The sequence below is a fragment of the Pantoea sp. DY-5 genome (assembly GCF_019795955.1).
Lineage (GTDB): Bacteria > Pseudomonadota > Gammaproteobacteria > Enterobacterales > Enterobacteriaceae > Pantoea > Pantoea leporis.
In genome coordinates this window covers 134,569-145,540 of sequence record NZ_JAIMIE010000009.1, presented here as the reverse complement: position 1 = coordinate 145,540, position 10,972 = coordinate 134,569, and the positions used below count along the sequence as shown (strand labels likewise).

11 protein-coding genes are annotated in these 10,972 nt (G+C 52.2%); 2 read left to right on the top strand and 9 right to left on the bottom strand.

What is annotated here, in order from left to right:
- Positions 1-3: 3 nt before the first annotated feature.
- Genes spoT through gmk form a run of 3 tightly spaced genes read right to left on the bottom strand, consistent with a single transcriptional unit; the run spans position 4 to position 3,092 of the window.
- Positions 4-2,115: a bifunctional GTP diphosphokinase/guanosine-3',5'-bis pyrophosphate 3'-pyrophosphohydrolase gene (gene spoT / locus K5Y30_RS23085; protein WP_101760709.1), complete on the bottom strand. Its 2,112-nt coding sequence runs from the start codon at positions 2,113-2,115 to the stop codon at positions 4-6.
- A gap of 20 nt (positions 2,116-2,135) precedes the next feature.
- Entirely contained in the window at positions 2,136-2,411 is a 276-nt protein-coding gene (rpoZ, locus tag K5Y30_RS23080; protein WP_007885265.1) for a DNA-directed RNA polymerase subunit omega, read from the bottom strand.
- Positions 2,412-2,468: 57 nt separating this feature from the next.
- The gene (gene gmk / locus K5Y30_RS23075; RefSeq protein ID WP_222186116.1) at positions 2,469-3,092 is read right to left on the bottom strand and encodes a guanylate kinase; all 624 of its coding nucleotides are present in this window, start codon (positions 3,090-3,092) and stop codon (positions 2,469-2,471) included.
- 240 nt (positions 3,093-3,332) lie between these two features.
- On the opposite strand from gmk, the gene ligB reads away from it, so the two are divergent.
- Positions 3,333-5,102 carry an NAD-dependent DNA ligase LigB gene (gene ligB, locus K5Y30_RS23070; RefSeq protein ID WP_222186115.1) on the top strand — a complete coding sequence of 590 codons (1,770 nt, stop codon included), beginning with the start codon at positions 3,333-3,335 and terminating at the stop codon, positions 5,100-5,102.
- Here ligB and K5Y30_RS23065 read toward each other — a convergent pair.
- Complete coding sequence (locus K5Y30_RS23065; protein WP_008109765.1) at positions 5,016-5,633, bottom strand: trimeric intracellular cation channel family protein; 618 nt, start codon at positions 5,631-5,633, stop codon at positions 5,016-5,018. The two genes, ligB and K5Y30_RS23065, sit on opposite strands and share 87 nt — an antisense overlap.
- Positions 5,634-5,924: 291 nt before the next feature.
- Between K5Y30_RS23065 and K5Y30_RS23060 the strand changes: the two genes are divergently transcribed.
- Positions 5,925-6,617, top strand: coding sequence for a LuxR C-terminal-related transcriptional regulator (locus K5Y30_RS23060; protein ID WP_222186114.1), 693 nt, complete (start codon positions 5,925-5,927; stop codon positions 6,615-6,617).
- An 80-nt stretch (positions 6,618-6,697) separates the two neighbouring features.
- On the opposite strand, the gene K5Y30_RS23055 is transcribed toward K5Y30_RS23060, so the two are convergent.
- The 5 genes from K5Y30_RS23055 to lpxP form a co-directional block, all read right to left on the bottom strand.
- Entirely contained in the window at positions 6,698-7,342 is a 645-nt protein-coding gene (locus tag K5Y30_RS23055) for an oligosaccharide flippase family protein (protein ID WP_222186113.1), read from the bottom strand.
- Positions 7,343-7,416: 74 nt separating this feature from the next.
- Entirely contained in the window at positions 7,417-7,683 is a 267-nt protein-coding gene (locus tag K5Y30_RS23050; protein ID WP_222186112.1) for a hypothetical protein, read from the bottom strand.
- Positions 7,684-8,117: 434 nt separating this feature from the next.
- Positions 8,118-8,513: a polyketide cyclase gene (locus K5Y30_RS23045; protein WP_176971633.1), complete on the bottom strand. Its 396-nt coding sequence runs from the start codon at positions 8,511-8,513 to the stop codon at positions 8,118-8,120.
- Between the two features lie 111 nt (positions 8,514-8,624).
- A complete protein-coding gene (locus tag K5Y30_RS23040) occupies positions 8,625-9,767 on the bottom strand; it encodes an alanine racemase (protein WP_222213549.1) in 1,143 nt (380 codons plus the stop codon).
- Between the two features lie 16 nt (positions 9,768-9,783).
- Complete coding sequence (gene lpxP, locus K5Y30_RS23035; protein ID WP_222186111.1) at positions 9,784-10,707, bottom strand: kdo(2)-lipid IV(A) palmitoleoyltransferase; 924 nt, start codon at positions 10,705-10,707, stop codon at positions 9,784-9,786.
- Between the last annotated feature and the right edge of the window lie 265 nt (positions 10,708-10,972).

Here is a 10,972-nt window from a genome sequence, read left to right as displayed (position 1 = left end):
GGGCTAATTACGGTTGCGGTGAACTTTGATCACGTCCGGCATTACGCGGATTTTGCGCATAATATTCGCCAGATGGACGCGATCGTTCGCGGTGAGGCGGATAAAGGCGCTATACACGCGACCATCACGCTCTTCGGTATTCAGGCTCTGAATATTGGAACTGGCAGTGTTGATTGCCGCGGTCAGATTCGCCAGTGCGCCCTGATGATTGAACATGTCGACTTTAATCTCTGCGACAAATTCCTGGTCGGTCACTTTATCCCACTCAACCGGCATGAACTTTTCAGGCTCTTTTTGGTAGCCGCGAATGTTACGGCAGGATTCGTGATGCACCACCAAACCTTTGCCGGGACTAACGTGCGCCACAATCGGGTCACCAGGAATTGGACGGCAGCATTTGGCAAAGGTAATTAGCACGCCATCCGCGCCTTTGATCGGCAGCTTTTTGCGTTTGCTGTTGCTCTGCGGCTCTTCACTGCCTGACTGCAGCAAGTTCTTTGCCACCACCACGCTCATGGCGTTGCCCAGGCCGATTTCTGCCAGCAAATCATCGATGGCGGTCAGCTTCATGCGCTCAAGTTCGTGCTGAATGTTCTCAACCGGAATCTCTGCCAGCTTCTTGCTGCCGCCGAGCGCGTGGCTCAACAGACGACGACCCAGGTTGACGGAGTCTTCACGTTTGAGGTTTTTCAGCAGCTGACGGATTTTGGCGCGCGCTTTCGAGCTGACGACGAAATTGAGCCAGGCAGCGTTCGGGCGAGCGCCCGGCGCGGTAATAATTTCAATGGTTTGACCGCTGGTCAGCGATTGTGACAGCGGATAAGGCTGGCGATCGACGCGTGCGCCGACGCAGGCATGACCGATATCGGTATGCACCGCATAGGCGAAATCGACCGGCGTGGCGCCAGCCGGCAATTCGACGATGCGGCCTTCTGGCGTGAACACGTAGATCTCATCCGGGAAGAGATCGGATTTCACGCTTTCGATAAATTCAAATGAGCTACCGGCGCTTTGTTGCAGCTCCAGCAAGCTTTGCAGCCAGCGTTGAGCACGAATCTGCGCGGTAGTGCCGCTGACTTCGCCGCTCTCTTTATACGCCCAGTGTGCTGCCACACCCATTTCTGCCATCTGATCCATATCTTCAGTACGGATCTGCACTTCAACCGGCACGCCGTGCGGGCCAATCATTGAGGTATGCAGTGATTGATAGCCGTTGGCCTTGGGAATGGCGATGTAATCTTTCACGCGTCCGGGACGCGGTTTGTACAAGCTGTGCATCTGTCCGAGCACGCGATAACAGGTATCCAGATCTTTCACGATGACGCGGAAAGCGTAGATATCCATGATCGAGTGAAAACGCTGCTCTTTCAGGTGCATTTTGCGGTAGATCGAGTAGAGATGTTTTTCGCGTCCACTTACGCGGCAGGGAATACCTGCTTCCTGTAAGCGACCATCGATTTCAGCAAGGATCTTCTGAATCATCTCTTTACGGTTACCGCGCGCCGCTTTCACCACCTCTTTAATCACGCGGAAACGGTTCGGGTAGAGCGCTTCAAAGCCGAGCTCTTCCAGTTCTGTTTTCAGGTGATGAATACCAAGGCGGTGCGCCAGAGGACTGTAAATCTCCAGCGTTTCCAGCGCGATACGACGTTTTTTATCCGGACGTAACGCGCCGAGCGTGCGCATGTTGTGCGTGCGGTCAGCCAGTTTGATCAAGATGACGCGGATATCCTGCACCATCGCCATGATCATTTTGCGGAAGTTTTCAGCCTGCGCTTCTTTCTTGTCGCGGAACTTCAGCTTATCGAGCTTGGATACACCTTCCACCAGTTCGGCAACGCTTTTACCAAACAGCTGTTCCATATCCTGGTAAGTGGCGGGCGTATCTTCGATCACGTCATGCAGCAGCGCCGCCATTAGCGTTTCATGGTCGAGTTTCATCTCGGCCAGAATGCAGGCAACAGCAACAGGATGGGTGATGTAAGGCTCGCCGCTGGAGCGTGTTTGACCCTCGTGGGCATCACGCGCGACTAGATAAGCTTGCTTGAGGCGCTTAATTTGCTCCTCAGGCAAGTATTTTTCAATCAGTTGATTGAGGCTTTCAAACAGATACAAGGGCGACCTGCGAAGTGCTGTTAACGACGACCTTCAGCGATAGCGGTAACGGCTTGTAACTCAGCGGCTTCCTGCTCATGCTGTTCCTGACGATCACGGACATCCAGAATCTGGGTAGTGATCAGACCTTCTTCGATTTCGCGCAGGGCGATAACGGTTGGCTTATCGTTCTCTTCCGGAACCAGCGCATCTTTACCGCCTACCTGCATCTGACGTGCACGACGTGCAGCGACCAACACCAGGTCAAAACGGTTACCAACTTTCTCTACTGCGTCCTGAACGGTTACGCGTGCCATAGGTGTGCTACTCCACAGATGATGAAGAAATGACTGGGCATAATACTGAAAGTGAATTCAGACTGCCAATAGTTTGCTGATTAAAGCATCATGTCGCGATTTTTGGCGACCCATACGCAGACGTTCTGCGCGAATAATGGTTTTCAGATCTGACAGCGCCAGATCGAAATCATCATTAACAATTAAATAGTCATACTCGGCGTAGTGGCTCATTTCTGCCACGGCCTGTTGCATACGACGGGCAATCACCTCTTCGCTGTCCTGACCGCGGCCACGCAGGCGACGATCCAACTCTTCGGTAGAAGGCGGCAGCACAAAGATGCTGCGTGCGGCAGGCATTTTCTTGCGAATCTGCTGCGCACCTTGCCAGTCGATATCCAGGAAGACGTCCACGCCGGTCGCCAGCACCTGCTCAATTGCAGCGCGTGACGTACCGTAATAATTGCCAAACACTTCCGCATGTTCGAGGAAGTCGTCTGCTGCAATCATGGTCTCGAATTCGGACTTAGAGACGAAAAAGTAGTGCTCACCATGAGCTTCACCGGGACGCACGCCACGGGTGGTATGAGAAATAGACACCTGCGTATCGTACAGCGGTTGTGTCTTTAACAGCGCCTGAATCAGGCTGGATTTACCCGCGCCGCTGGGGGCGGAAACTATATAAAGCGTGCCTTGAGCCATGGTTATCTTGAATTGAGTAAAGAGCGGAGTCGATTTCCTGCACAGTATACACGGCTTGGGGTGGTCACGCAGCGTTTGCCGCTTGGCTGAGGCAATTCTTTTTTCTGTGAAGCCGCGCCAGAGGCTGATGTAGCAGGCTGCAACAGCGATTAAATGCCTTGAATCTGTTTCCAGCACGCAATTTTCATGGCTGGTAAATGGCAGCGCTGCGCTTTCCAATAGCAAAAAAGGAGAGCGAAGATGAAAGGATGCCTGAGTCTATTGTGTTGCTTATTCAGCATCGGTTGCTGGGCCGAAGCGCTCTGCCCGAACTGGTCGCCGATGCGTGCGGGGCAGGAAATCACACAGCTGCAAACCCAGCTACGGCAGTGGGATGACGCATATTACCGGCAGGGCACTAATCTGGTGACCGATGCCGATTACGACAGCCTGCAACAGCGATTACAGCAGTGGCAGCGCTGTTTCACGCCGGCGCAAGCCACCTACGATGCACAACTTACCACCGATGGCAGCACACATCATCCGGTGGCGCATACCGGCGTGCGCAAATTGCGCGATAAGCTGGCGGTGGCGTACTGGATGCAGGACAAATCTGCGCTATGGCTGCAGCCGAAAGTCGATGGCGTCGCCGTTACTTTGGTATATCGACAGGGTAAGTTGGCGTCATTAATCAGCCGCGGTGATGGTTTACGTGGGGAAGAGTGGCTGGCCAAATCCGCACATATTCCCTCCATCCCGCAGCAGCTGGATACCTTGCGCGAGGAAGTGGTGCTGCAAGGTGAGTTGTTTCTGCAAATGACCGATCATCAACAGGCGCGTGACGGCGGCAAGAACGCGCGCGCGCAGGTGGCGGGAGCGATGATGCGCCACGACAACAGCCCGCTACTTGAGCAGCTTGGTATATTTATCTGGGCGTGGCCGGATGGGCCCAATTCGATGCCCGATCGTCTGGCACAACTCACACAATGGGGATTTGGGCTGGCGCAGAGCTGGAGCCGTCAGGTGAGTAATGAAGAAGAGGTCGCGGTATGGCGCGATCGTTGGTTCCGCGAATCGCTGCCGTTTGTCACCGACGGCGTGGTAATCCATCAATCACCCGTCAGCGCAGGGCGCGATTGGCAGCCCGGCCAGGGCAGTTGGTCAGCGGCATGGAAGTATCAACCAGCAGAAGTCAGCAGCGAAGTGCTGTCAGTGGATTTTAATGTGGGCCGCACGGGCAAGATCGCCGTGGTGCTAGATCTAATACCGGTGCAACTGGAGGACAAAACGGTACGCCGGGTAAACATTGGTTCCCTGCGACGCTGGCGGGAACTGGATGTGATCGCGGGTGATGAGGTGACGCTCACGCTGGCGGGATTAGGCATTCCGCGACTGGAGCGCGTGATTTGGCGTGTGGCGCAGCGCGATTATCCAGCGTCGCCACAGGAGGGCGAATTCCACGGCTTAACCTGTCTGCACTTTAGCGCCGACTGCCGGGCGCAGTTTTTGTCTCGCCTCAGCTGGCTCAGCCAGAAGTCGGTACTCGATATTGCGGGCGTACAGCGCAGCAGCTGGCAGCGCCTGCTGGATAGCGGGGCTATCACCCATCTTTTTTCCTGGCTGACACTGACGCCGGAGCAGATTGCGCAGGCCAATGGCATCACGCCAGCTCGCGCACAACTTATCTGGCACCGCTTTAACCTGACGCGCCAACAGCCGCTGCGGCGCTGGGTGAGCGCACTTGGCTTGCCGTTACCGCGCACGGCGTTACAGGCTTTACCGGATGCGCAGTGGTCGCAGTTGCTGACGCGAACGGCGGAAAGCTGGCAGCAGCTGCCCGGTATCGGTAGCGTGTTGGCACAACGGATTGTGATGATGCTGCAGGATGCGCACCTGCAGCAGTTGATTCACTTTCTGCAGCAGCAGGAGATTCCTGCAACTGATTCAATGTTCAGGATGGGGATAGTTGAAGATCGGCAAACCGAGGCGGAAACGCAGCGCCAGCAAGCGGGCGAAGAAGCCGAACAGTAGCGTGATGATCACCACCGCTTCATGCGCCAGCGGCGTTTTCAGCAACAGGATATACATCCAGCCCGAGGCGAAAGCGATACCGGCATACAGCTCTTTCTGGAACACCAACGGAATGCGATTGCAGAACATATCGCGCAGCACTCCGCCGAATACGCCGGTGATCACGGCGGCGATGGCTGCAATGATGGAGGCGTGCCCGCTATCCAGTGCAACCTGGGCGCCAATAATCGAGAACACCACTAAACCCAGCGCATCCAGCACCAGAAACACTTTGCGCAGGTGCGTCATCAGCGGTGCGACAAAGGTAGTCACAACCGCAGCCGCAGCAACGATCATGATGTATTCAGGATTCTTAACCCAACTGAGCGGATAGTGGCCCAGCAGAATGTCACGCACCGAACCGCCGCCAATGGCGGTGACCGAGGCGATGATAATCACGCCGAACAGGTCCATTTTACGACGTCCTGCCGCCAGCGCGCCGGTCATGGCTTCGGCCGTAATACCAATAATATAGAGAACGGTTAATAACATAGAGCACTCCAGTAAATTGGCGGCAAGGCTAAAGATTTCCCAGAGTGTAGACCACTGAGATTTTCTAAATACAGCGCTATCGGATTAGGCATTTTGATGGCGAGCCTGATAACAGGCTTAGCGGGCGGGATAAATCGGTAGTTAATGACCCTTTCGCATAAGTATAAATGATGCGAAGAGGCTAAGAGCCTTTCTTCTTAAGTTCCATCCAGTTTGTGTCGTACGTGATTACTGGCAAATAAATCCGGCTTTCCGCTCTCAGGTATCACGCGTAGCAACTATTGGACAGGCATGAAAACTCGCAACGAAGACATTCTCTTTTTCTCCTCTGACAAACTGGCGGCGCTGGGGCTGGAGAGTCTTTTGTCCACGTTACCCGTTGCGTGTCAGCTGCATGAGCTATGGTCTCTCAGCACGGTCATGGCGAAGTGCGAAAAGATGAAACCGCGTTTGCTGGTGTGTATCTTTCATGAAAATATGCCGCTAACCGGCACTTTAAAAGTACTTTACGCCTTACAGCAGCAGTTTCCCGCGATGCAAATCGTGGTGCTCACGCGGCGTTTGTTACCGCTGATGCATGCGCTCAGTCGTTACCTGCCTTCGCTCACGGTGTTGGACTTAAAATCCTCTCGTCAGATACTTTCCAGCCGTCTTCTCACCAGCATCAATACTAATGCCCAAATTCAGTTAGTTGAAGGCGCGGATATTCTTCTGCCAGACAGGCAATTACGGGTGCTACTGATGATGGCGTGGGGTTACAGCATTGAGCACATCGGAATTCGCCTGGGCATCAGTCATAAAACAGTGAATGCACACAAACTCAATGCACTGGCGCGGCTGCAGGTCAAAAGCAAGAATGATATGGCCGATCTCTACATGGTGATTGATGAGTTACGCATGATAGTGAGTTGGCTGCGTTTGCAGCGTAACGGCAAGTTAAATGAACTCAGTTTTCAGTCACTGGAAGAGTTACTGGAAGCCTAAAAAGAAAAAAGCGTGCTGGCGACCAGCACGCGAACGCATCTTTTCAGATGCCCAGAGCCCACCATACAGACTTGTTTTTATTATCCGTTTCTTGCTCGCACGTTAGCGAAACTTTTCAGGCTAAAACGGTATTCTGGCTGGAACCAAGAGCGACCGTAGTAGCAGTAAATCAGCATTCTGATGGATACCATGGCGAGGTAGCCCCAGATGGCGCATAGCACTGAAGGTGTTAGCCACACGGTAAACAGCGTGACGCCCAATCCCACCAGCACAGAAGCTATTTCCGCAAATGCGATGCGCGAAAATTGGTTTTCCCGCTGTAATATGGCGCGATAATGTTGTCCCTGCGGAATAATAATGAAGATGACCGAAATCATTTCCAGCATTATTGCCATTTCGGGTTGATTCATTATTCTGCTAGAAATGTCGCTGCCAATAAACAGCGCGGCAAAAATAGCGAGTCCGCTTAATACATTCCCCCAATACAATATTGAGAGATCGCTATTGTTCAGGTCGTTACTTCTGATAATGGTATTGCCAAATCCGCGATCGGCCAGTGTGTCAATAATCAATAACATCACAATAGCAATGGCGAGTAAATTTAACTCGTTTGCCTGGAGTATTTGTGCCAGAAGTGAAAGTTGTAAAACACCAATGCCGACGATTTTAATCGATGACAAAATTGACCATTTAGCGTTGGCCAGATTTTTTTCTCTTATCGCCATATTCTGCTCATTATGGTACATGTACCAGTGCAATTAAGGGTTTACCCTGGCCGCAGGCCAAAGCACAGCTTACATCAATGCAGCGCTTCCTGACGTAGCCCTGATATACCTTTCAGGTTTTGCCACGTAAAGATGCGTTCAATTAAATGATGTTCTGAATTTATTAAGATGCCCCTGGCGCTTAATGGTGTTGTTGTCTTAATGGTATCTCCTCCTGTGCGGAGGAAATCCGTAAGATCATTATAAAATCCCTTTGAGTTTATATATTCCCCGGCCAGCATCCGACTGGCAATCTCAACAAATTCTTTTTCTGATAACAAAGGATAGGTTGAGCGATCCATGTTATTTCCCTGTTGTTATTATAGGTTACTGCTGTGTGTGGAAAGAGTTATACCGTGTTTTAATTAAATTAACACCATCAGAAAACTCCTATAAATTCACCGCAGGAATAAATGGTTTCAGAATTTGCATCAGAATATATAAGGCGAGTGATTTACTATTTATTAGTGCTTTTCTTCATTCCAGACAGGTGAATGAATCGGTGATTAAGCAAAAAAGAAAAAACTTCGATAAATCAGAGGTACTCAGCATTTTTCTGCACATCCTCACCAGGAATTTTCCTGCTGAGGATGCTTAAGCCAGACTGGTGATTAGCAGATAAATACATGAAGGTTTGAGCAAAACAGTTAAACGCTACTGTGCAAAAAAGTAACCGATTTTTATTGATTGATTCCAGCGTGCGTTAAAGAGGTGAGATCTTCATAATCCATTGATTCTAATGAGTTAACAGATGAAGAAGCTGTTCCAGATCGCGTTTTACCCATGCAACATCCTCGGCAAACTTCTCGTCAGACATGAATGGTTGACGGTAAACCACCATCACGACTTCCGCGCCTTGCTCATTAGCAATCACCCGCATCGGCATATAAATCTCTTTACCGGTTCCGGTATCAATCCAGTGATCCATCACGCCAAATGGATTGTGCGGGGTAAAGCGAATCTTCACCGTTCCTTCGGGACCTTTGGCTTTCCAGCTGTTCCCTTCCTGTGTAAGCGTACTGGCGCTTAGTCCGCTAGCCCATTTGGCAAAGCATTCCGGTTTCCAGATGGTTTCATACAAATCTAACCAGTTGCGTGGGACCGTGAGTGTGACTGTCTGAGATGGCAGCATGGAACCTCCTGATGAGCTAACAAGAAGTCATTAAAGCACGCTGATACCGGGCTGCAAACGGCCCGGTCATGGAAGTGTGGGACAGCAGCGGTTTCCGTGAAAATGCTGTAATCAGATAAACTTGCCGCGCCCCTGAATGTCCTGCTCTTTACCTGCACCATCAGCATGGCGCAGCACGAAGCGATCGGACTGCGCAACCACCGCGCAGCTGTGATTAGGGAAGATGCGCAGCAGCGCGCCAACGGTGGGCGCCTGCTCTGCGTACTGCAGGAAACCATGCTCTTCCGACAGCTTCAACACTTCATAATGATTGCCTTGCTCGTCCACGGCGATACCAAATCCGCTAGCATTGGTGCCGTGCGGGCCTTTGTCAGAACTGAGCATTTTGGAACCGGCATCAATAATAGCGAAGTGCGGATTGACCGCCACCACGCGTGTCACCACGCTCAGCGCCAACGCATCTGGCGTGCAGAGACCCAAACGCCATGCGGTGAGATCGAGCAGCGCGTAATTGCCGGGGCGGATTTCATCGCTGCCCTGCGCGACAGGCGCTGCCAATGCCGTTGGCGTTGAACCGACCGAAATCGGGCAGTGCGCAAAACCAGCGGCAATCAGGCGCTGCTGCAGATCACGCAACAATGCGATTTCCTGCAGGGCAACGTCGGCAATCGCTGCGGCGTTGCCCGCGCCATAAGCGTGACCGGCATGAGAAACCAGCCCGGCAAACGTGAGGCGCGCATCGTGAATCTGTTGCGCCAGCGTAACGGCGGCATCGCCGTGCGGATCAACACCGATACGATGTAATCCCACATCCACTTTGATGGCTAACGCCAGCTGGCAATCGGGCTGGCGCTGATGTGCAGCCGCTATTGCTGCCACGCCATGCGCGCAATCCGCAATGCAGGTAATACGCACCTTATGTTGTGCGGCTACCGCCAAAAGTTCTTTCAGCGTATCGGCATGCACAACTGGGTAAGCCAGCAGCAGATCGCGTTCGCCACCGAGAATAAAAGCGATACCTTCACTCGGTTTAGATACGGTAATGCCGCGCGCGCCGAGCTTTCGCTGGTGCTCAGCTATCCAGACGCTTTTATGGGTTTTGATATGAGGACGTAGCGTGACGCCAGCGGCATCGGCTTTTTGTTGCATCTGTTGCAGGTTGCGTTGCAGGCGCGCTGCATCAATTTCGAGGTAAGGCGTGAGTCGGTCGGCAATCAGAGGCCGCAGCCAGCCAGCCTCAATAGTATGTTCCATTGTCATTGTCCACACATTAGATATAGAGCGAAGACTCACCCGGCGGACGGGTTTTGAAGCGGCGATGCAGCCACAAATATTGATCGGGGGCGCGCAGAATCTCTTTCTCAATGACTCTGTTCATAAACGCTGCCGCAGCGGCTTCGTCCTCATAGGGATAGCCTTCAAGTTCAGGCTGAATGATCAGCTGATAACCGCTTTTATCCTGATTACGAATCAGCACGATAGTCAGCATCGCCGGTTTTGCCAATCGAGACAAAACATAGGTGCCGTTGGTGGTCGCCGCTTGTTTAACAGCAAACAGCGGGGCAAACACGCTACCTTTCGGGCCATAATCCTGATCCGGTGCGAACCAAACCGCTTCGCCTTTTTTCAGCGCCTGCACCATTCCGCGCAGATCGCGACGATCGATCATTGCTTTGTTTGAACGCATGCGACCTTTAGTCTGTGCCCACTCCATCGCTTGATTATTATGTGGACGATACATCGCCATCATTGGCTGGCATAAACCAGTAATGCGGCCGCCAAGTTCCAGCGACATAAAGTGCACACCAATAACCATCACACCGCGCTGGTGGCTTTGTGCCTGCTGCAGATTTTCGAGACCGCTAACGTTGAAATAGCGACGTACGCGCGTATCGGACCAGAACCATGCAATGCCGGTTTCTGCCAGCGCCATACCCAGTGATTCGAAGTTGCCGGCGATCATCGCTTCTTTCTTCGCTTCATCAATATGAGGGAAGCACAGCTCGATATTGCGACGGGTAATGCGTTCGCGCCGCTTCAGGAAGTGACGTGACAATTTGCCAGCGCCAGCGCCAAGCCGGATCAGAATGGGGTAAGGAAGTTGCACCAGCAGCCACAGAACACCTAGCCCAAACCAGGTAAACCAATAACGGGGATGCAGAAGTTTGGAACGGAACTGCCTGGATTTCGTCATAACGCCTTCATGTCGGGGAAAAATGTATCGCACGAAGAAAAAGGGTCCCTGAGTTCCTGGAGCGGTACAACTGTATTGATTACGACCACCACTTTAGCAAAAAGTGCCGTCAATGTTACCCTATCTCTGCAATCCTCAGGATTGAGCACATTTAGGGTTAGAACGGGCTCATTCTATCACCTTTTATTCATTCCCTTTAAAAACAGCAGGGTAATCTCATCTTAAAGAAGTCAAATTACCCATCACGTGGTGGATTAGGAACTGT

Coding starts and splice junctions, on each gene's coding strand:
- rpoZ (WP_007885265.1), bottom strand. CDS start 2,411: ATGGCACGCGTAACCGTTCAGGACGCAGTAGAGAAAGTTGGTAACCGT.
- gmk (WP_222186116.1), bottom strand. CDS start 3,092: ATGGCTCAAGGCACGCTTTATATAGTTTCCGCCCCCAGCGGCGCGGGT.
- ligB (WP_222186115.1), top strand. CDS start 3,333: ATGAAAGGATGCCTGAGTCTATTGTGTTGCTTATTCAGCATCGGTTGC.
- K5Y30_RS23065 (WP_008109765.1), bottom strand. CDS start 5,633: ATGTTATTAACCGTTCTCTATATTATTGGTATTACGGCCGAAGCCATG.
- K5Y30_RS23060 (WP_222186114.1), top strand. CDS start 5,925: ATGAAAACTCGCAACGAAGACATTCTCTTTTTCTCCTCTGACAAACTG.
- K5Y30_RS23055 (WP_222186113.1), bottom strand. CDS start 7,342: ATGGCGATAAGAGAAAAAAATCTGGCCAACGCTAAATGGTCAATTTTG.
- K5Y30_RS23050 (WP_222186112.1), bottom strand. CDS start 7,683: ATGGATCGCTCAACCTATCCTTTGTTATCAGAAAAAGAATTTGTTGAG.
- K5Y30_RS23045 (WP_176971633.1), bottom strand. CDS start 8,513: ATGCTGCCATCTCAGACAGTCACACTCACGGTCCCACGCAACTGGTTA.
- K5Y30_RS23040 (WP_222213549.1), bottom strand. CDS start 9,767: ATGGAACATACTATTGAGGCTGGCTGGCTGCGGCCTCTGATTGCCGAC.
- lpxP (WP_222186111.1), bottom strand. CDS start 10,707: ATGACGAAATCCAGGCAGTTCCGTTCCAAACTTCTGCATCCCCGTTAT.